This window comes from Candidatus Epulonipiscium viviparus (genome assembly GCF_030708075.1).
Taxonomy (GTDB): Bacteria; Bacillota; Clostridia; order Lachnospirales; family Cellulosilyticaceae; genus Epulonipiscioides; species Epulonipiscioides viviparus.
The window spans coordinates 2,103,845-2,124,366 of sequence record NZ_CP117982.1 but is presented as its reverse complement, the minus strand read 5'-3'; the positions used below and the strand labels follow the sequence as shown (position 1 = coordinate 2,124,366).

Sequence of the window (20,522 nt, the reverse complement as noted above, 5' to 3'; positions counted from 1 at the left end):
CTTACAAATCACTCAAATAGTCACGTGCAAACTGATCATTAAGCTCAGCCGGAAAAACTGGGTTTAAATCCGCATCTGCTGCCAGATCTAAAAACACTTCATTCAGACTTTCGTTATATGGATACAGCGGTTCTGAATTATTTCCATATAGATTTGGAGCCACTAAACTATCTAGGGCTACCTGATCTAACATGCTTATTTTATCAACTGTTTTCATAATATTGTCTCCTTAAGCAAAATATTTGGCGTAATATGCTAATAACAACTCAACAACTTTTCCGTAGTTTGCTGTCCCCGAGTGAACTCCGTTCGACTTTAAGAAGGTGTTGTTTACAGAATCTGCCATTTCCTCTATATCTCCTTGATACTGATCCCAAAAAGCATTACCATAATCCAAATCTCGCCTTACACCATCTGACATTTGTTGATTGAGGCTTCTCAGTTGCCCAAAGTCTGCCTTAGCGATCGCATTACTAGTATATGCTATTGCCAGCAGATATCCTGAATATTGAAAATCTGCATGTGGATGTCTTTCGCAAGTGATAAAGGCAATGAAGTTGCATTGATCTTCGAAACCAAATCCTCGTTGGTGCCCCATTTCGTGACACGTAGTTGACGGAATATAGATCGCGGGAATCGCCACGTTTACATTTGGTTCACCAGTAAATGGCGAATAGATTCCTGTTACCGATGCGTAATTTAATAGATCTGAAACAGCTATCGGCTTGGCTTGACCATAGTCTCCTCCAAGCTCTTCAAACACCGACTCCAATGCCACAAACCCCAACGGCGCTCTAGTAAAAATATTCTGATAGTCACCATACATTTGCGCAATACCGTTCTCGTCTTCATCTAAAAACTCTCTCACTGTTTCTGCACGTTTAAGTAAATGAACGTATAGTGCTCCCAATTGTTCTGTAGTATATTCGCCTATTACCAGCCCATGACCCAAGCCAAACTGCGGCCGCTTGTAGTTAAGTCCCCATAGCAGCTCAAAGCTCGAGAACAGCAGTGCCGCTATCAATACTATATTTAGAACAAATCTTCCTAACACTATATAGAAATACCTAAAATGTCGAATCAAGTTATATATCGTTACTAATACATACCATATTAAAGATATCGCTAGCAAAAACACCAACACTTCAAAAACCGAAAACGGTAATATTCCAAAGCTACTACTCAAAAATTCTATCGTTATTTTATTAATCTTTAACGAATAAAATTTTTCCCACCATATCGGATTGTCCGCATATGCATGTAAACATATCATCGAAATAGGTACTAAAAGCAAGAGCCATAATTTAATTTTTGTTGATTTTTCCCAGCGCATTCGCGACTCATTAGGCTTTGTTGATTTTTTTATTTTCATATTATCGCCTCTTCTTTATGATACGTAAAATCTACCAAATTATAAGCATTTTGCAATAATGGATAAAATTGCATATTGACAGTGCAGCATCTTTTTCCTATAATATTCATGTAAAATTTTTACACATTTTACATCTATAGCATTTGTATTACATATTTAATATTAATGTTGTATATATAGTATTAATTTAGGTCAAACTAAATTGAGATTTAAACTTGGAGGTGATAATTTTGAAAATAGTATTTGCATCTGATTCATTTAAAGGTTCTTTGGACGCAAGTGAGATATGTGAAATCGGTGCGAAGGTTGCAAATGAAATTTTTGATGCGTGTGATATCATCAAAATTCCTATGGCAGACGGCGGCGAAGGAACCGTTGATGCTTTGATAGACGCAATGGGTGGCGAATTAATCGAATGCGAAGTAAAAAATCCTTTGCACCACAACATCATGGCTAGCTATGGTAGATTTGGCAACTCGGCAATAATGGAAATGTCTGCGGCATCTGGAATTACTCTTGTGTCTGATGCTGAACGCGATGTTCTAAAACAAAGCACGTTCGGAACCGGGCAAATGATTTTGCATGCTTTAGAAAATGGTGTTACCGATATATACATCGGCATTGGTGGAAGCGCCACTAATGATGGTGGTCTTGGCTTCGCTGCCGCTATCGGTGTGGAATTTTTTGATGTGGACGGTAATATCATTGAACCGTTTCCACAAAACTTCGCACAAATTGCCACTATAGACGCAACACATATAAATCCCTTAGTACTGGCAGCAAATATAACTGTTATGTGTGATGTAACCAACCCTCTTTTAGGAGACTCGGGTGCGACACATGTATTTGGCAAACAAAAGGGCGCAGATCCCGATGCTCGTAAATTTTTAGAAGCTGGGATGACTCATTATATCGACATTGCCGAAGCGGCTGTTGGAAAAGTTGTACGTTACGAAAGTGGCGCCGGAGCTGCTGGTGGACTAGGTGCCGCATTAAAATTATTTGTCGATGCGAACATGTGTTCTGGGATTGCGACCGTGCTAGATATCGTAAATTTTAAAGATAAAATCTCTGGCGCCGACTTAGTCATTACCGGAGAAGGTCAGATGGACCACCAAAGTGCTTTTGGAAAAGTTCCTAGCGGCGTTGCAGGTGTCTGTACAGAACTGGGGATTCCTTGCGTTGCTATCGTAGGAGGCATGGGAGAACGAGCAGAAGAGATGTTAAATTTTGGCATTTCGGCCATTGTACCTACCATAAATTCGATAATGCCCCTTTCGTATGCGCTAGATAACGCTGCCGAGCTATACGCTATGGCCCTTAGGCGTACATTGGGTCTTATAAAAGTTGGTTCTACAATTAATTAATAGAGTGGAGGAATATATAATATGGAATTATCTAGATTAACCAATGAGAGCATGATCTTTTTGAACATGCCTTATTCTACAAAATCAGAAGTAATCGATGCGATGGTTAAAGCATTATTTGATAACGGTAAAATTACATCGATCGAGGACTTTACTGCGGCTATTTATGACCGCGAAGCAATATCAGAAACCGGTATCGAAAACGGTTTGGCTATCCCTCATGGAAAAGCTGACTGCGTTGCGGAAGCGGCTTTTGTTATTATGACCACCGAAGGAATCGTTAGCGATTGGGAAAGCATCGACGAGGATAATGAAGTTCAGCATATCGTGATGTTAGCGATCCCAAAAAGCGAAGGGGGTAGTACTCATCTAGACTTGCTAGCAACCTTAATGGAACGAATGAGCGACGAGGATTATGCTACCAAATTATTTAGTTCTAAGACTGTATCAGAACTTTACAACAATCTTGATAGCGAAAATACACAAGAAGAACAACACATCGAATACACCAAGTCTATTGTTGCTGTTACTGCTTGCCCTGCTGGGATTGCTCATACATATATGGCGGCCCAAGCTCTCGAAAAAGCCGGAAAAGAGTTGGGTGTTAAAGTTTACGTTGAAAAACAAGGTGCTAACGGAATAGAAGGCAGACTTACTACAGAACAATTACAAGAAGCTGATGCGGCGATATTCTCTGTAGGTGTTGCTGTAAAAAATATCGAACGCTTCAACCATTTGCCAATTACCCAAACTTCTGTTGCAGAACCGCTAAAAGATGCAAAGTCCATTATCAATCGCGCATTAAAAAAGGCCGAGACTCACGAAAAAGGTTCTTTTGATGCGTCCACTCAATCTCCTCAAAAATTAGGTCTTGGAGAAGAGATTAAACAGGCTGTAATGACCGGTATCTCTCACATGGTTCCTTTTGTTGTTGCAGGCGGTATGATTTTGGCTTTCGCTGTACTTATTAGCCAACAATTTAATCTTGTGGAAGAATATAACACCGCGGGGCACTGGCTCAATTCATTTAGACAACTTTCTGGCGGACTGCTAGGCACTCTCTTAGTTCCTGTTATGGCTGCATACATGGCATTTGCAATTGGTGAAAAGCCTGCATTAGTTTCTGGTTTCGCTGCCGGATTTGCTGCAAACCTAGTTGGCGGCGGATTCTTGGCTGGTATGCTAGGCGGTTTGATTGCTGGTTATAGTGTTCGATATATGAAAAAGATCATTCCAGCAAAAGGTCCGTTTTCAGGATTTATCAGCTTCTTTATCTACCCCGTAGTAAGCGTAATATGGATTGGCATTATAATGTTCTTTGTTATCGGAGAACCTGTTGCTTTCATAAATCTAAAGCTTACAGATTTCCTTAGAGATCTTCAAGGCACCAACGTTATTATTTTAGGTATTGTAATCGGAATCATGACTTCGTTTGACCTTGGTGGCCCAGTAAATAAAGCTGCTTATGCATTTTGTGTTAGCGTTATGCAAGAGGGCGTTCTAGTTCCTTACGCTATCTTCGCATCTGTTAAGATGGTTTCTGGATTTGCTATTACAATGACTACTTTAATCGAAAAAGAATCATACACCACCGAAGAGTTGGAGGCCGGTAGAACTACTTGGCTACTCGCACTAGGAGGTATTACAGAAGGTGCCATTCCATTTATGATGAAGCATCCTCTTCAAGTTATGACATCGCTTTGTACTGGTTCTGCAGTATGTGGCGCTATCGTTGCATTTGCAAATGTAGGTCTAAATGTTCCGGGAGCTGGAATTTTCTCTATGTTCCTTCTTGATTATTCTACTACCGGTATATCTCCAACGCTCGGAGCTGCAATTTGGCTAGGCGCGGCTATTGTCGGTGCGATTGTGTCCACCGCTATTCTTGTTCCTCTTATGAGACGAGATAGAGCACGCGGAAAAGCCTAATATTTCCATTAACCCCTCTGCAATATAGAGGGGCAATACATACCTCCCAGACACTCGCTCTGCTGGAGGTACAAAAATAACAACATTAGGAAGGTGCTTTGCTATGGCAAAACATGTACACGTTATTCCACATATGCATTGGGATAGAGAGTGGTATTTTACCACAGAAGAATCACGAATTTTATTAGTTAACAATATGGACGAAATTTTAGAACGATTGGAGACTGATGAAAACTATTTATACTATATGTTAGATGGTCAAACTGCTATTTTGGAAGATTACTTTGATGTAAAGCCCGAAAATTTAGAACGAGTTCGCAAATTAGTACAGCAAGGAAAATTAATCGTAGGTCCTTGGTACACTCAAACCGACGAAATGGTTGTTGGCGGTGAATCTATAGTTCGCAACCTTTTGTATGGCCTTAAAGATTCTCGCAAATTCGGCGAGCCCATGATGATCGGATATCTCCCAGACTCTTTTGGGCAAAGCGAAAAGATGCCTCAAATTTTAAACGGCTTCGGAATCACTCGATCTATTTTTTGGCGCGGTAGTAGCGAGCGTCATGGCACCAATAAGCAAAACTTTTTCTGGGAAGGCAACGAGGGTGGCAAAGTTTTAGTTCATCTTCTTCCACTCGGATATGCTATAGGCAAATATCTCCCTGCAGAAAAAGAAGCTCTCGCAAAGCGAATGAGCAAGTATATGCCTGTTCTCGAACATGGTGCGGTAAACGATGAAATTGCCCTGCCAAATGGTCACGACCAAATGCCTATTCAACAAAATATTTACCAAATTATGGATACTCTCAAAGAAATTTACCCAGATAAAACTTTTTTCTTAAGCAGATACGAAAAGATCTTTGATGAACTCGAAAAAGTTCCAGATCTTGATACTATAAAAGGCGAGTTGCTAGATGGAAAATACATGCGCGTCCATCGTAGCATCTTCTCTACCAGAGCCGACTTAAAAAGCGATAATACTCGCATCGAAAATAAGATTACCAACATCCTCGAGCCTCTTGCTAGCATTGCTCACAAACTTGGTTTCTCATACGAACATGGTCTTGTAGAAAATATTTGGAAAGACATTATGAAAAATCATGCTCATGATTCTATCGGTTGCTGCTGCAGCGACAAAGTACACCAACAGATTGCCGACCGCTTCTTTTTGGCGGAAGATAAAACAGATGAGCTAATTAAATTTTATAAGCGCAAAATCACTGATGCTATCAGTCAAGAAATTACTTTAGATAAGCTTACCGTATTCAACCTTCTTCCTTATGAGCGAGACAATTTAGTCGATGCGCAAATCATAACTAAGATGAAAAACTTTGACTTAGTAGACGAAAATGGCAAGAGCTACGATTTTACTGTAACCAAAACTGAAATTGTAGATGCCGGGCTTATCGACAGACAAATCGTTCATTATGGCGACTACGATCCATTTGTTCGATACTATCTAAATTTCGTAGATGTCATTCCTGCTATGGGATATAAAACATTCCTCATCAAAGAAAAAGATGGAGCCGTTGCTCAAACAGCTTCTAGACTAGTTTCTGCTGCAGAAAACGAATTTTTTAAGATCTCACTTAATACCAACGGCAGTTTTAATATTACAGATAAGCTTGCCAACATAGAATATCCTGCAGTTTTGATGATCGAAGATGGCAGCGATGACGGCGACGAATACGATTTTTCAGAGTTAGAAGACGACTTTATCGTAACTTCCAAAGATGCTATCGCAGAAACAAAAATCGTTAATTTTGGCCTCCAATCTATTGCTGTTGCCAAATTTGAGATGTGTATTCCAAAAGATTTAGACAGTCGCAAAGCAAAAGTCTGTGACAGCAAGATGGGCATCGAAATTTCAGCCAAACTATGCGCAAAGTCAAAAATCATCGATTTGGAAATTAACATCGATAATCAAAGCAAGGATCACAGAGTTCGCTTACTAATACCTCAGGGAATCGCATCATCGTTCTCTGTTTCCGATAATCAATTCGGATCTATCAAGCGCCCTGTAGTCGACTCAGCCATGGCTGTCTGGGAGCAAGAAAAGTGGGATGAACGCCCAGATTCTATATACCCGATGCTTTCTTACGTTGCCTCAGATAATTCTACTGGCCTTGCCGTTTTAACAAATTCTGTTCGCGAATTTGAATTTATTGGTACTAATTTTGACACTATTGCCATAACTTTATTTAGAGGTGTAGGTTTCTTAGGCAAAGAGAATTTATATCGCCGACCAGGTCGTCCTTCTGGTATTAAGATGGCAACTCCAGATTCTCAATTACTAGGGAAACTGCATTTCGAATTAGCGTTAGCCGCAAACGATCCGCATCTCGCTCGTACTGCAAAAGAATATTTAACCCCCTTGTTTGGTATAACAAAATGCCTTATAATGCCATGATCAATTATAAAGGAGCAAATAAAAATGAAAACTTTTGATTATGTAATTAAAGATGCACTCGGAATCCACGTTAGACCAGCTGGCTTGCTATCTAAAGAAGGCAAAAAATTTAAGAGCACTATTACCGTAGAAAAAGGCGGCAAAAGTGCTAATACAAACAAGTTGATGGCTATTATGGCTCTTGGTGTTAAAACCGGCGAAACTGTTACTGTCAAAATAGAGGGCGAAGATGAAGACGCGGCATTTGACGCAATCCAAACCTTTTTTGCCGAAAATTTATAATTAACTTTTAAAATCAAGGGGGTAAATTTTATGGATGTTTATATGGGAAGCATTGCCTCTAAAGGTATTGCTATTGGCACTATTAGAGAACTTGACAAAAAAGATAACACTGTTAGACGCATATCTATTACAGATCCTGAACGCGAAATTTCCAGATTTCATAAGGCTCAGCAAATAGCTATGGTACAACTTGATGATTTATATGAACTAGCAAAAAAAGAAGTTGGAGATGAGAATGCTTTAATATTTGATGTTCATAAAATGATGCTCGAAGACGAAGATTATACCGAATCAATAGTCAACATTATTCAAACGCAGAAGGTTAATGCCGAATATGCTGTTGCACAAACTTCTGACAACTTCGCTACTATGTTTGCCAATATGGAAGACGAGTATATGCAAGGCCGAGCTGCAGATATTAGGGACATTTCCGATCGACTCATTAATGTATTAGCCGAACGCGAAGACAACGCTTTAACTTTTAATACTCCGTGTATCATTGTTGCCGACGATTTATCTCCTAGCGAAACTGTTCAAATGGACAAAAGCAAAATTCTAGGATTTGTAACTCGTAAGGGCTCTGTAAACTCTCATACAGCAATTCTATCTCGGACGATGGCTGTTCCAGCGTTGGTTGGTGTTCCCGTTCCTATCAAAGTAAATGGACAAAAGGCTATTATCAACGGTTTTGATGGCAGTCTTTCAATATCACCTACCCCCGAAAAAATTACTATAGCCAAAAAACGTCTTGCAGTAGAAAACAAGCAAAAAGAACTGCTTGCCGAATATAAAGGCAAGGAAACTATCACTAAATCTGGTAAAAAAATCAATTTATATGCAAATATAGGTTCTGTTGGAGATGTCGGCTTAGCTTTGCAAAACGACGCAGAAGGAATCGGTCTATTTAGGAGCGAATTTTTGTATCTCGAACAAAGCAATTATCCAAACGAAGAGCTTCAATTTAAAACTTACAAACAAGTTGCCGAGATGATGGGTGGTCGTAAAGTTATCATCAGAACCATGGATATAGGTGCAGATAAACAAATCGATTACTTCAATATAGAGCCCGAAGAAAATCCTGCTTTAGGATATCGCGCCGTTAGAATTTGTTTAACTGAGGAAAGCATTTTTAGAACGCAGTTACGCGCTCTAATACGCGCAAGTTACTTCGGCAATATTTCTATCATGGTGCCTATGATCACATCTGTTTGGGAAGTTGAGCGCACCAAAGAAATTATCAAAGAAATAGAAGCCAATTTTACCAAAAAAAATATTCCGTTTGGTAAATATGAATTTGGAATAATGATCGAAACGCCTGCAGCTGTCATGATTGCCGACCAACTTGCTCCGTTGGTAGATTTCTTCAGCATAGGCACCAACGACCTAACTCAATATACAATAGCTATTGACAGACAAAATCAGATGCTAGAGCGCTTCTATGATCCTCATCATCCTGCAGTACTTCGAATGATCGAAATCATTGCTGCTACTGGTCAACAATATGGAATTTGGACCGGGATATGTGGTGAATTAGCCGCTGACGAAGAACTCACTGAAACATTTGTAGAATATGGAATCAACGAGCTTTCTGTTTCTCCTGCTTCTATATTTGCAATTCGAAAGATTATTCGTGATTTAGATTAGGAGGTATTTTTCGTGGAAATATTTATGGTTTCGTTTAGTACAATTCAAGATGTTCAAAAATTTGTGGCAGCAGTCAATATGATCGACAGTGACTGCGATTTGGTCGCTAGCCGCTACGTTGTTGACGCCAAATCCATTCTCGGTATATTAAGCCTTGATATTAGCAAACCCATTGAACTTCGCATTTATTCATACAAAGACGAAATGAAACAACTTCTCCAAGATTTTATTGTAGAAGAGTAATATCTCTAACGGACATGGATTACTGTGTCCGTTATTATTTTATATTATAAGGAGACTACTATGATCGCAAAACTAACACCCGCCTTTAAAGACTATTTATGGGGAGGCAAGAAATTATCTGAATCATACGGCAAAGCTTTTGATGGTGATATATTAGCTGAAAGTTGGGAATTATCTTGCCACCCAGATGGCGAAAGCGTCCTCGCAACCGGACAAGATGCCGGCCAAACCCTACAGACCTGGCTCTCTAATCATCCTGCGGCTCTGGGTACCAATTGTGCCAAGTATGCCAGCTTTCCTATTTTAATCAAATTTATCGATGCGAAGCAAAATCTATCTATTCAAGTTCATCCCGATGACGACTACGCCATTGCTTATGAAAATGACAACGGCAAAAACGAAATGTGGTACATCGCCGAAGCCGAACCCGATGCTTTCATCTACTATGGCTTTAACCAGACTCTTTCCAAAGCTGAATACGAGCAACATATAGCAAATGACACCATCCTAGACGTTTTAAACAAAGTTAATGTTACCGCCGGTGATTGCTTTTTCATAGAGGCAGGCACTGTCCACGCAATCGGCGCCGGATGTCTTATAGCTGAGGTCCAGCAATCATCCAATGTCACCTACCGCGTATATGATTTCGCTAGACGTGGGGCCGACGGCAAGCTTCGAGAGCTCCATGTTGCCAAAGCTGTTGAAGTATCCACCCTAGCACCCGCTGTCAACGTAGCAAAAAACTCCGATCTTCTTGTTGATTGCCAATATTTTGCTGTGCGCGACATTAAGTGTACCGACCTGGCTACGTTCACTGCCAATGAGACGAGTTTCCACTCTCTTCTAGTTCTCGAGGGATCTGGATCAATCGATTCTACAACAGAAACGCTCAACTTCACAAAAGGGGATAGCATCTTCGTTGCCGCCGGTACCGGAAAATATAATCTACAGGGAGATTTCCATGCTCTTCTAACATATATTTCGTAGACATCGATCACTACCACCGTTCTACCTTTACCCACTATTTCAGACGCGATTTCATTCGCTATTTCAGAAGAGGCTTCTCTCGCTATTGCAGATGAAGCTTCTTTCGCTATTGCAAATAAAATTTCACTAGCTGTGGCAGATGAAGCTTCCGATGAGGCTTCACTAGCTGTTTCCGATGAGTTTCCGATGAGGCTTCACTAGCTGTTGCAGATGCGGCTGTCGATGAGTTTTCACTAGCTGTGGCAGATGAAGTTTCCGATGAGATTTCGTTAGCTGTTGCCGATGAGGTTTCGATGAAGCTTCGTTAGCTGTTGCCGATGCGGCTGTCGATGAGGCTTCACTAGCTGTGGCAGATGCGGCTGTCGATGAGGTTTCACTAGCTGTTGCAGATGCGGCTTCGATGTGGCTTCTCTAGCTGTGGCAGATGCGGCTGTCGATGAGGCTTCACTAGCTGTTTCCGATGAAGTTTCCGATGTGGCTTCACTAGCTGTTTCCGATGAAGTTTCCGATGAGGCTTCACTAGCTGTTGCAGATGCGGCTGTCGATGAAGTTTCACTAGCTGTTGCAGATGCGGCTGTCGATGCGGCTTCACTAGCTGTGGCAGATGAAGTTTCCGATGAGGCTTCGTTAGCTGTTGCAGATGCGGCTGTCGATGCGGCTTCACTAGCTGTTGCCGATGCGGCTATCGATTAGGTTTCACTAGCTGTGGCAGATGAAGTTTCCGATGAGGCTTCGTTAGCTGTTGCAGATGCGGCTGTCGATGCGGCTTCACTAGCTGTGGCAGATGAAGTTTCCGATGAGGCTTCGTTAGCTGTTGCAGATGCGGCTGTCGATGAGGTTTCACTAGCTGTTGCAGATGAAGTTTCCGATGAGGCTTCACTAGCTGTTGCAGATGCGGCTGTCGATGTGGCTTCACTAGCTGGTGCAGATGAGATTTCGTTAGCTGGTGCAGATAATAAAAAAACTGCATCCTGATTTTTGACTTCAGAATGCAGTTTCATTTATACTGCCGGTACTACTTCCGGTATATCTCTTGCTGTTTGAGATCGTATCTCTTTAATTACTACTATTGTTGTGATTAATGCTGTTAGCGCGTCTGCTATAGGTTGCGCAAACCAAATTCCTGTTAGTCCAAATATTCTTGGCATTATCAACATTAGTGGTATTAGCAAAATTACTTGTCTGAGTAGACCTAGTATCATTGCCGATTTCGCTTTGCCTATTGCTTGGATATATTGTGACCCCAACATCGCAGGTCCCATCAATGGCATCATTATTGTATATTTTCTTAAGCCCTCTACTGTCATCGCAACAAGTTCTGGGTTATCTCCAGAGAATGGACTTACCAATGTTTCTGGAATAATTTGCATTATTGCTACTACGACAAGTAAGAAGACAAATGTAAAACCTACGCTTATTTTTAATGTTAAGGTTGCGCGGTCGTATTGTTTTGCCCCGAAGTTAAATCCAATAATCGGCTGAGTTCCTTGGGCAATTCCAATAATCGGCGTTGCCATCATTAATACTATCGAGTTTATTGTAGCGAAAGCACCAATTGCCATGTCTCCGCCATAAGTTCCTAGCGCATTGTTACAAATAATTTGAACCCCACTCATGGCCACCTGCATAGCAAATGGCGCAGACCCAATCGCTAACATCGGAAATACATATTTTCTAGCAAGCTTTAAACCAGACTTGTGAAATGATAAATTAGATTTTCCAGCAAAATAATATCCTAGTGACCATGCCGCTGTTACAGCTTGTGAAATTATCGTTGCCCATGCCGCACCTGCTATACCCATTCCAAATCCAAAAATGAAAAGAGCATCTAGAATTATATTGAGGAAGCATCCTGTGGCCATAATTATTGCAGATAACTTTGGATTTCCATCGCTTCTTATTAAGTTCGTCATAGATCCCGCTGTAATATTAAACACACTACCAATTAATATAACTTCAATATATTCTTTTGCAAACGGCAAGCTGTCTGGACTTGCACCAAACATTGAAAGAATAGGGTTTACAAATATTAAGCCAATAACGCTTATAGCTAAACCAGATAAAATACACAACGAAATTGCATTACCCAAAATCCCTTCGGCTTGATCTTTGTTATTTTCACCTAACTTTATCGAAATATTTGTTGCTGCACCGATACCTATTAACAAACCAAACGCCATTATAATGGTCATTATTGGTAAAGTTACTCCCAAACCACTAATCGCTAAATGCCCAACTCCCGGAATATTTCCTATAAACATTCGGTCTACCACGTTATATAGTCCATTTACCATCATCCCAATAATCGCCGGCAGTGAATACTTAAATATTAGTTTTCCAATTGACTCTGTCGCTAATAACTCTTGATGTTTTCCCATGAGATCCTCCTATTTTATTTTTATTCTATTTCATTTTTATTCTATTTCATTTGCGAATGATTACAAATTTTAGCTAGCAAATTGATGAGTGTATCTTTTTCACTTACTGTTAAGGCATCATTAAACACATTGTCTAGGTCACGAAATGCGTTTGCGATATTTTCATGCTCGGCAATAGCACGCTCCGTTACGTAGATTCCATATGTTCGTTTATCGTTAATACGCTTTTCGCGTCTGACATATCCTTTGTCCTCAAGTTTTTTTACCGCTCTTGCGGTAGTTGTTTTATCTATTACAAGTTTGTTAGAAAGTTCTTCTTGACTTATTCCTTCGTATTTAAAAATTTGTTCTAAAAATGTAAATTGACCACACCCAACGTCTTCTTCTGCCAATTTGCATTGCAAAAACCTTATACTTTTTCTGTAAATTTGAGATAAATATCTATTTATGCTTCTATCATCTTTCATAGAATTCCTCTCTTTTACTATTTTACTATTTTATTTTTTTACTGCTTTACTATTTTGTTGTAATAATTGTAGCATAAATTAGTTGTATATGCAACTAATTTATGCCTTTTCGTAACATTTATTATAAAATTAATTAAAATTAACCTTAATTTATTATTTTTGTTATTATATATAAATTAAATTTAAAAAAATACTTCTGTAAATTATATAAAACAACAAAAAGACTCACTATAGTTAACGAATTTTTTGTCTGCTATTTTTATCTACTATTTTTGTCTACTGTTGTAATTAAAAACACTTCTACTGTTCTATAAATATCTATCATAAAATAAATTATAACCATATTTATAGCAAAGGAGAGAGATATTATGACAATACTCGGAATCTTTTTAATTGTATTCGCAATACATAATTTATTATTTTTTACAACAATCAATAAACTTATTAAATTTAATGGCTCAAAGAATACATTTTACACAATTGTAATAATACTCACAATTATCGCTGGTCCTGTCAGTTCTGTATTTATTTCATATTCTATGATAGCTGTATACGCATTTATAATAGTAGTCTATAGCTTATTTATCATTATATTTTTTAAAGGAAATTTCTTCTTAAAGTTGGCCACTGCTTTATATATGCCTATTAACATTATGGCACTAGTAATGATTTTAAACGCCTCTGCTGGCTTAATACTTGATACCAGTATATGGCACATTATGTCCACTAGCAGTTCACTATACTTAATACGCATCGCGGTTTGTTCGATACACTCCCTTTTTCTACTAATAATATCAAAACTAGTTCCCCAAAAATATTACAGAATTTATATAACTCACCCAACCCGACTTAAATTATTTTTATTTTTGGAAGTTTGTATTATTTTATGCCTAATTACTAACACTACATCTTATTCTGTGGATATATTTGTATTTAATCTTTTGGTTCAGCAACTTTTGCTAGGTGTTAGTTGGCTCATTCTATTTTATCTCTGTATTTTTATGATGATTGGCTTCGAAATAATGGAGCTAAATAAGGAGACTATGAAAAATAGTAAATTGATAGAGCGTATGTATAAGCATATTCTTTTAGACACGGTAGACAGCGCGATAGAGGTCAATTGCGAAACAGGTCAAGTTACCAATTATATCCATCAAGGAGAAATTCAGCCCGAGTTTATTGGTACATCGTATGAAAACCTTTTTCAGGAACTTATCTCTAACTATGTACATGTAGAAGACAGAGAAAACAGCAATGCGATGGCGGCTATCGAATATATGATTCAAACTTTTGACAAGGGAATCAATAAATACGAATTCGAGTATCGATGGTCTCATACCAACAAAGATTTTGCCTGGTTTAATGCAAACGTACGAGTTGAATCTCAAAACAATATGTGCGCTATTATTACTATTAGCAATGTTCAAGAGGAAAAAATCAAACAGTTTAATGCCGAGCGTGACCAGCTTACGGGCTTATACAACAAGGCTACCACCGAGGATCTGATAGATAAATTTTTGCTACAAGATGCAGAACAGGTTGGTGGGTATTTATTTATGATTGACCTAGACAACTTTAAGAGCATCAACGATACCTTTGGCCATGCTGCTGGTGATAATGTATTAAGAGAAGTTGCTCATAACATAAACTCTATTTTTAGAAAGGATGATATAAAGGGAAGAATTGGTGGGGATGAATTTCTGGTATTTATTCCAAACTCAAATGGTATTAATATCATAGAGAAAAGTAATGTCATCATAAATAAATTATCCAAAACTTACTCCAATGATAATGCTTCAGTATCTGTGTCTCCTAGTATCGGTATTGCAAAAGTAGATCATATCTTCAACAACTTTCAAGACCTCTATACTGCCGCTGACAGCGCCATGTATAAATCAAAAACTCGAGGCAAATGTACCTTTACAGTTTACACTCACAACTTTCCTTCTCTATAACACAATCTCTATAACAAAATTGTACTGCACTTAAATTACTCAGTAAGCACAGTACAAACCACTCTCTATTCCCAAATTTCTACCAAAGTATTTTTATAGCCTGTTAAATTTTTATCAACATCAGGCTCATCAGGCTGTGCTAGTATATGTTCTAACACTGTTGCAGCCTCTCTAAATGCTCCGTCTGTCGCTAAATCTGGATTTGTGGTATACAAACTCTCTGTGGCCTCTTCCACAATAGGTGCAACCAAGCTTCCTGAATTAATATATGATTCACTTTCCATCGCGGAAGCTCTAACTGGAAGATATCCCGTTGCAATACCCCATTTTACCTGTGAGTCTGTACTAGTCAAAAATTTTAGATACTCAAATGCCGCCAATCTTTGTTCTCGAGAAGATGAATTAAACATAAATATATCGGTCCCTTGTTGCATTACCGCATCTGCTGGATATGGTGCCACACCTACTTCAAACTTATCTCCTACACTCTTTTCTATAAAAGATTCTCCAGCGTTAGATCCCATATACATCCCAATCAACTCGTTTCCAAATGGTCCCGACAAAAATATATCTGTTCCTGCTATTCTAAAATACCCGTCTTGTATACCGTCTAAATAATAATCCACTGCAGCGACAGATTCCGGACCCGTAACATCAAGTTCTGGGTCTAGTTCCAACCCTTCATTATATAAATATGTTGTATAATAATTACTCAATGAGTCAAATCCTGCGCCTATAATACCTGTTTCATCATATATCGTTTTGGCTGTTTGCGCTAGCTCCTCATAAGTTGTAGGCGGAGTTAGGTTTAGCTCATCAAAAAGTGTCTTATTGTACCATAAAACTTCTGTGGATTTATTAAATGGAATCGAATAAATTTTGCCATTGATTTCTGTGCCATCTCGAAATCCTTTTATAATGTCTTCGTAGTGATCATATCCCACAATCGGGTCCTCAATATAAGGTGTTAAGTCTACAAGCAAATTATCTATTATCGCGTTTTCCATCCAATTTGGATATGCTTGCGTTAATGTCGGCAATTGCTTTGGGCTAGACATATTTAGAGTGAGCTTTTGCTGCAAGTCTTTGTAGCTAGATTGATTTTGCAGTGTTACCGTAATTTCAGGATTTTCGATCATAAATTGATCAGTTAGCTCTATTAACATCTCTTGTTGCTCACCTGCCATTGCGTGCCAAAATACAAATTTAACTGGTTCGGTAAGCTCTGTCAGAATAGTTTCTGACTCCACAACTACTGGAGATTCATTACTACCACATCCAGCTAATACTACTGCGGCAAATCCTGCTAGTACAAAAAATTTTTTACAATTCATAATATCAGTTCCTTTCATTTATATTACTTGCCCCTTAAATGGAAGCATTCTATCACCATTTTTATTTAACAATCTCTCAGGATGATATGAATGGATAGGAATCAGCAACTTGGGTTTAATTTTATCAATGATCCACATTAAGTCTTTTGGGTACGCATGCCCGCTAGATCCCATCAATTCAAACGCTATCCCTTTTACTGCAAAGCTTTCGACAAATGGAGCATATGCTGGATCAAACTCTCCTAAAGGCATCGCATTAGAGTGAATATATATTCCGCCACTCTTAAGTTTTTTCACATCCTCTTTATTTGTTAATTGCCAAAAGTATTTTCCTTTATCTGACAACAATATGTCATAGCTTATGCGTTTGTTAGCATCTAATCCATAGTTCTTATCGTCACAACTATAATATAGTGATTCAAATCCTGTGGCATCTTTTAAAATATATGAATAATATGCATCTAATACAACTGTTCGAGGATTTTTTTCTATGATTTTCATAATTCGTTCAATGTTTGTAATATAATAATTAAATGTTATCTGTTTTGTAGGATTTGCTTTTATCAACGCATCAATCGCCTCAACTAATTCTACTTCGCTCATAGCATCTACCGAAACTTCATCTACTTCTTGAAAAGATATACTCACTCCCTCTATTAGAAGTAGATCACACCCTTTACTTTTCTCGCAAAACTTAATCGTCTCTTCTGCACGGTAGCCATGTAATCGAATGTCTCCTGTATATGAAATTGTTAGATCCGGTGTTTCTATATACAACCCGCTTGCACCGTAGGCATCATGGTCTACTGGCATCACTTTTACCCTTATTTTACCAACCTCTATTTCTGCATTATCTGATACTCCAACGATTTCTCGTACGTTTTTTTCATGTGCCCCATGCAGCGGAAACAAAAAATCGTCGTTGATATTAAGCGTCTCTAGCAATGATTTGGTTCCATATAATGTATATAGCGGCACTGCTGGATCCAAATAATTAATAATTTTAGAATGATCCAGATGAACATGTGACAAAAATACTGCTTTATGTTCGAAAGTATTTTCTGTATGCCGATCTATTGGTATCCCAGGATCGAATATATTTAGGTACGGCACCAGCTTCGCATCCAATAGCCCCTGCAGATCCCTTGGCTGAATCTCTGCCCCAGGATCATATTCGCTACCAAAATCAAAAAATATTTGACTATCCTTATACGCAACTTCTATTATAGTCCCTCCAATAGTACCTATGCCATTATGAAATGTAACTCTAGTTTGCTTATCCTTTAACTCCACTTTTTACAACTCCTCTTATAATTTGCTTTCGAAACATTACATAAATGATCACTATTGGAATAACAGATATTGCCGAGGCCGCCATTTGCAGCTGAACATCGCTTCCACTTTCCGTCGCAAATGCCGTTAGCCCATTACTCAATAATCTCATACTAGTATCATTGGTTACTAAAATCGGCCACAAAAACGAATTCCATCCACTTATAAAACTTAATATACTCATAGTAAATAATGCCGGCTTAGCAAGAGGAATTAAAATTCGTGCTATAAACTCAAGGTCAGTGCACCCATCTACTTTTGCTGCCTTATAATATGAAATTGGTATACTAGATAAATATTCTTTCAAGTAAAATGTATAAAAAATACTTGCAAGCGACGGGACAATCAATGCTTGATAACTATTTAACCACCCCAGTTGCGCGATGGTTTGATAGTTTGTAAACACTGTTACTTCATAGGGTACCATCATCAATGCTGCCATCCCCATCAACAACACCTTTTTGCCCTGAAACTGTAACTTTACCAATGCAAACGCTGCCAATATGCAATTGATCACTGTTCCCAAAGTAGAGCAACTTGCGACAATTATGGTATTAGCAAAATATCTTGCAAAGGGTGCTTGCCTTAGCGCTTCTGCGTAGTTACCAAACTGAGGATCTGCTGGAATCAATGTAGGAGGAATGCTCGTTGCCTCTTGAAAAGTCATTAGGCTTGTTAAAATCATGTATACAAATGGAAACAATGTAATAATGGCCATAATAGTTACAAACATTTTTGATACAGCATCTCCCAAAATTCTATCTGCTGATTTTTTCATAATATACACCTACTTTGCTATTTTTCTCAATACAAAATTTTGAAATAGTGTAAATAAGAGTATCAACAAAAACAGAATAACTGCAGCTGCCATGCCTTCTCCATATTTATAATCCACATAAAACTTATCGAAGATGTAAAACACTCCTGTCGTTGCGCTATCGGCTATTCCTGGCTTGCCATTAAATAACGCAAACACTTGAGCATACACCTTAAACGCATTGATAAAGTTTACCATCAGCAAAAATGTAATTATAGGAATCATTTGCGGAAGCGTTATTCGTACAAATTGTTCTCGCTTCGTTGCTCCCAACATATCTGCTACTTTATAATAGCTGTCATCAATATTTCTCAACCCCGATAGCAAAATAATAATGTTAAACGCAAGCCCAGACCATATTCCAAATAGTACTAAGGTGGCTATACTCATATCCGGATCATTTAAAAAATTTATAGGCGAAATATTAAACCAACTTAATATATAATTTATAAATCCATAGTCTCCATTAAACAGATATCTAAATACTATACCTATTGCAATAGTACTGGTTAAATATGGCATAAAAAATATCGCTTCAAATATTGCTTTATGCTTAATTTTTTCGAAGATTGTCACTGCTATTGCCATAGAAATGATCATCCCACATGGCACAACTACAAAAGCATACACTGCAGTATTGATTATTGCCATATGAAATTTAGGATCTGTCAACACATCTTGAAAGTTTTTTATTCCTCCAAAAGTCATTGTATTCAACGTTTTTCCTGTCTGCATAGACATAACAAAGGTCTTTATTAAAGGAAGCAAATTGAATACACCAATAATTATTAACGATGGTAATAAAAATAACCATGCATGTGGTGAAGTTTCTGCTCTATATTTTTTCATACTACCCTCCGCGGCTGTCGATCTCTAGTATACTCTTGTCCCGTCCTCTTTAAATATATAAATCTTGTCATATTTAATATTTAGACCAACTCTATCGGTCTCTTGTATTCCATCATTTACATCTGTAATTGCTTTACAAAATTCATCGTTTACAGAAAAGTTGATAATACTATCCTTGCCTATCAACTCTACAGAAGTTATCTCAACCTCAAAAAGCGGCGTGTTACTTAATACAAAATACTCAGGACGAATTCCTACTACATACGTTCCTCCCATAATTGTTTTTCTAAATCGATCAGACTCTAGCCTGTCCATTCCTATCGAAAAATCTTTGCCTATCAATATATTATCTACCAACTGCATAGTAAAAGTGTTAATGATAGGGTTGCCCATAAACTGAGCAACAAATAAATTTCTCGGCTCAAGATATAAATTTGGCGGTATGTCGTGCTGCTGAACTACCCCTTGATCCATAATAACAATTTTGTCGCTAATTGATAATGCTTCTTCTTGATCGTGCGTCACAAACACAGTGGTGATTCCTATTTCCTTAATCAACCGCCGAATTTCTTCGCGAATTTTTAATCGCAGTCGCGCATCGAGATTGCTAAGCGGCTCATCTAATAACAATACTTTTGGTTGCTGAACGAGTGCTCGCGTGATAGCCACTCTTTGCTGCTGTCCTCCAGACATTTGCCCCGGCTTCTTTGATGCCAACTCCACTATATTTGTGACCGTCATAAACTTCCTTGCAATCTTTTCGGCCTCCTTTCTAGGCATCTTTCTGCGCCCCACTGTTAAAGGAAACATCACGTTTTCTAAAACTGTCATATGCGGATACAATGCATAATTTTGAAATACGAGTCCAATGTTTCTATCTTTGGGGTGCTTATTAATTACTGATTCATTGTCAAACTTAATGTCGCCGTCTGTGGGATCCAGCAGTCCTGCTACCAAATTTAAAATCGTGGTCTTACCGCATCCACTAGGACCTAGTAAACACACTAGCTCTCCATCATCGATTTCTAAATTAATATTCTTTAAAGCTTCATAGCCACTATCTTCATAAACTTTTCTCAGTTTTGTAATACTAATCATCTTTCACCTCATAAACTTGAAATTATTTGGTAACGTTATCCAATATTAGTATTTAGCA

At 38.3% G+C, this 20,522-nt stretch carries 20 protein-coding genes; 10 read left to right on the top strand and 10 right to left on the bottom strand.

Annotated elements, in window-relative coordinates; translation table 11 throughout:
- Position 1: 1 nt before the first annotated feature.
- Positions 2-217, bottom strand: coding sequence for a hypothetical protein (locus PCY70_RS08875; RefSeq protein WP_305767070.1), 216 nt, complete (start codon positions 215-217; stop codon positions 2-4).
- A gap of 12 nt (positions 218-229) precedes the next feature.
- Positions 230-1,372 (bottom strand): DUF3810 domain-containing protein, encoded by a 1,143-nt coding sequence (locus tag PCY70_RS08870; protein WP_305767069.1) that lies wholly within the window; start codon positions 1,370-1,372, stop codon positions 230-232.
- Positions 1,373-1,602: 230 nt separating this feature from the next.
- Between PCY70_RS08870 and PCY70_RS08865 the strand changes: the two genes are divergently transcribed.
- From PCY70_RS08865 to PCY70_RS08825, 9 genes are all read left to right on the top strand, one after another.
- Positions 1,603-2,739 (top strand): glycerate kinase, encoded by a 1,137-nt coding sequence (locus tag PCY70_RS08865; protein WP_305767068.1) that lies wholly within the window; start codon positions 1,603-1,605, stop codon positions 2,737-2,739.
- Between the two features lie 21 nt (positions 2,740-2,760).
- Positions 2,761-4,668, top strand: a complete 1,908-nt coding sequence (mngA, locus tag PCY70_RS08860; protein WP_305767067.1) for a PTS 2-O-a-mannosyl-D-glycerate transporter subunit IIABC — start codon at positions 2,761-2,763, stop codon at positions 4,666-4,668.
- A 103-nt stretch (positions 4,669-4,771) separates the two neighbouring features.
- Positions 4,772-7,078, top strand: coding sequence for a glycoside hydrolase family 38 N-terminal domain-containing protein (locus PCY70_RS08855; protein WP_305767066.1), 2,307 nt, complete (start codon positions 4,772-4,774; stop codon positions 7,076-7,078).
- Between the two features lie 24 nt (positions 7,079-7,102).
- Positions 7,103-7,360 (top strand): HPr family phosphocarrier protein, encoded by a 258-nt coding sequence (locus PCY70_RS08850; RefSeq protein ID WP_305767065.1) that lies wholly within the window; start codon positions 7,103-7,105, stop codon positions 7,358-7,360.
- Between the two features lie 30 nt (positions 7,361-7,390).
- Positions 7,391-9,004: a phosphoenolpyruvate--protein phosphotransferase gene (gene ptsP / locus PCY70_RS08845; protein ID WP_305767064.1), complete on the top strand. Its 1,614-nt coding sequence runs from the start codon at positions 7,391-7,393 to the stop codon at positions 9,002-9,004.
- 24 nt (positions 9,005-9,028) lie between these two features.
- Positions 9,029-9,247 (top strand): HPr family phosphocarrier protein, encoded by a 219-nt coding sequence (locus PCY70_RS08840; protein WP_242650841.1) that lies wholly within the window; start codon positions 9,029-9,031, stop codon positions 9,245-9,247.
- Positions 9,248-9,307: 60 nt separating this feature from the next.
- Positions 9,308-10,234: a type I phosphomannose isomerase catalytic subunit gene (locus PCY70_RS08835; protein WP_305767063.1), complete on the top strand. Its 927-nt coding sequence runs from the start codon at positions 9,308-9,310 to the stop codon at positions 10,232-10,234.
- Positions 10,235-10,636: 402 nt separating this feature from the next.
- A complete protein-coding gene (locus PCY70_RS08830) occupies positions 10,637-10,927 on the top strand; it encodes a hypothetical protein (RefSeq protein ID WP_305767062.1) in 291 nt (96 codons plus the stop codon).
- Positions 10,928-10,939: 12 nt separating this feature from the next.
- A complete protein-coding gene (locus tag PCY70_RS08825; RefSeq protein ID WP_305767061.1) occupies positions 10,940-11,209 on the top strand; it encodes a hypothetical protein in 270 nt (89 codons plus the stop codon).
- A 26-nt stretch (positions 11,210-11,235) separates the two neighbouring features.
- Here PCY70_RS08825 and PCY70_RS08820 read toward each other — a convergent pair whose 3' ends face one another.
- From PCY70_RS08820 to PCY70_RS13855, 3 genes are read right to left on the bottom strand one after another with little or no spacing between them, the layout of a single operon-like run.
- Entirely contained in the window at positions 11,236-12,612 is a 1,377-nt protein-coding gene (locus PCY70_RS08820; RefSeq protein WP_305767060.1) for an MATE family efflux transporter, read from the bottom strand.
- A gap of 41 nt (positions 12,613-12,653) precedes the next feature.
- Positions 12,654-13,079 carry a MarR family winged helix-turn-helix transcriptional regulator gene (locus tag PCY70_RS08815; RefSeq protein WP_305767059.1) on the bottom strand — a complete coding sequence of 142 codons (426 nt, stop codon included), beginning with the start codon at positions 13,077-13,079 and terminating at the stop codon, positions 12,654-12,656.
- A 38-nt stretch (positions 13,080-13,117) separates the two neighbouring features.
- Positions 13,118-13,252, bottom strand: a complete 135-nt coding sequence (locus tag PCY70_RS13855; protein ID WP_416387539.1) for a hypothetical protein — start codon at positions 13,250-13,252, stop codon at positions 13,118-13,120.
- Positions 13,253-14,122: 870 nt separating this feature from the next.
- Here PCY70_RS13855 and PCY70_RS08810 point away from each other — a divergent pair.
- A complete protein-coding gene (locus tag PCY70_RS08810; RefSeq protein WP_305767058.1) occupies positions 14,123-15,034 on the top strand; it encodes a GGDEF domain-containing protein in 912 nt (303 codons plus the stop codon).
- Positions 15,035-15,099: 65 nt separating this feature from the next.
- Here PCY70_RS08810 and PCY70_RS08805 read toward each other — a convergent pair whose 3' ends face one another.
- The 5 genes from PCY70_RS08805 to PCY70_RS08785 are packed head-to-tail and all read right to left on the bottom strand — an operon-like array spanning position 15,100 to position 20,464.
- Positions 15,100-16,386 (bottom strand): extracellular solute-binding protein, encoded by a 1,287-nt coding sequence (locus PCY70_RS08805; protein ID WP_305767057.1) that lies wholly within the window; start codon positions 16,384-16,386, stop codon positions 15,100-15,102.
- Positions 16,387-17,661: an MBL fold metallo-hydrolase gene (locus PCY70_RS08800; RefSeq protein ID WP_305767056.1), complete on the bottom strand. Its 1,275-nt coding sequence runs from the start codon at positions 17,659-17,661 to the stop codon at positions 16,387-16,389.
- Positions 17,645-18,478, bottom strand: coding sequence for a carbohydrate ABC transporter permease (locus tag PCY70_RS08795; protein ID WP_305767055.1), 834 nt, complete (start codon positions 18,476-18,478; stop codon positions 17,645-17,647). The genes PCY70_RS08800 and PCY70_RS08795 overlap by 17 nt, the downstream gene beginning before the upstream one ends.
- Before the next feature lie 9 nt (positions 18,479-18,487).
- Positions 18,488-19,366 (bottom strand): carbohydrate ABC transporter permease, encoded by an 879-nt coding sequence (locus tag PCY70_RS08790; protein ID WP_305767054.1) that lies wholly within the window; start codon positions 19,364-19,366, stop codon positions 18,488-18,490.
- Positions 19,367-19,390: 24 nt separating this feature from the next.
- Positions 19,391-20,464, bottom strand: coding sequence for an ABC transporter ATP-binding protein (locus PCY70_RS08785; protein WP_305767053.1), 1,074 nt, complete (start codon positions 20,462-20,464; stop codon positions 19,391-19,393).
- Between the last annotated feature and the right edge of the window lie 58 nt (positions 20,465-20,522).

Excerpts from the sequence above, each read along its gene's own strand:
- PCY70_RS08795 (WP_305767055.1), bottom strand. The coding sequence starts at position 18,478 with ATGAAAAAATCAGCAGATAGAATTTTGGGAGATGCTGTATCAAAAATG.
- PCY70_RS08805 (WP_305767057.1), bottom strand. The coding sequence starts at position 16,386 with ATGAAAGGAACTGATATTATGAATTGTAAAAAATTTTTTGTACTAGCA.
- PCY70_RS08835 (WP_305767063.1), top strand. The coding sequence starts at position 9,308 with ATGATCGCAAAACTAACACCCGCCTTTAAAGACTATTTATGGGGAGGC.
- PCY70_RS08810 (WP_305767058.1), top strand. The coding sequence starts at position 14,123 with ATGAAAAATAGTAAATTGATAGAGCGTATGTATAAGCATATTCTTTTA.
- PCY70_RS08820 (WP_305767060.1), bottom strand. The coding sequence starts at position 12,612 with ATGGGAAAACATCAAGAGTTATTAGCGACAGAGTCAATTGGAAAACTA.
- PCY70_RS08790 (WP_305767054.1), bottom strand. The coding sequence starts at position 19,366 with ATGAAAAAATATAGAGCAGAAACTTCACCACATGCATGGTTATTTTTA.
- PCY70_RS08875 (WP_305767070.1), bottom strand. The coding sequence starts at position 217 with ATGAAAACAGTTGATAAAATAAGCATGTTAGATCAGGTAGCCCTAGAT.
- PCY70_RS08815 (WP_305767059.1), bottom strand. The coding sequence starts at position 13,079 with ATGAAAGATGATAGAAGCATAAATAGATATTTATCTCAAATTTACAGA.
- mngA (WP_305767067.1), top strand. The coding sequence starts at position 2,761 with ATGGAATTATCTAGATTAACCAATGAGAGCATGATCTTTTTGAACATG.
- ptsP (WP_305767064.1), top strand. The coding sequence starts at position 7,391 with ATGGATGTTTATATGGGAAGCATTGCCTCTAAAGGTATTGCTATTGGC.
- PCY70_RS08785 (WP_305767053.1), bottom strand. The coding sequence starts at position 20,464 with ATGATTAGTATTACAAAACTGAGAAAAGTTTATGAAGATAGTGGCTAT.
- PCY70_RS08850 (WP_305767065.1), top strand. The coding sequence starts at position 7,103 with ATGAAAACTTTTGATTATGTAATTAAAGATGCACTCGGAATCCACGTT.
- PCY70_RS08870 (WP_305767069.1), bottom strand. The coding sequence starts at position 1,372 with ATGAAAATAAAAAAATCAACAAAGCCTAATGAGTCGCGAATGCGCTGG.
- PCY70_RS08840 (WP_242650841.1), top strand. The coding sequence starts at position 9,029 with ATGGTTTCGTTTAGTACAATTCAAGATGTTCAAAAATTTGTGGCAGCA.
- PCY70_RS08855 (WP_305767066.1), top strand. The coding sequence starts at position 4,772 with ATGGCAAAACATGTACACGTTATTCCACATATGCATTGGGATAGAGAG.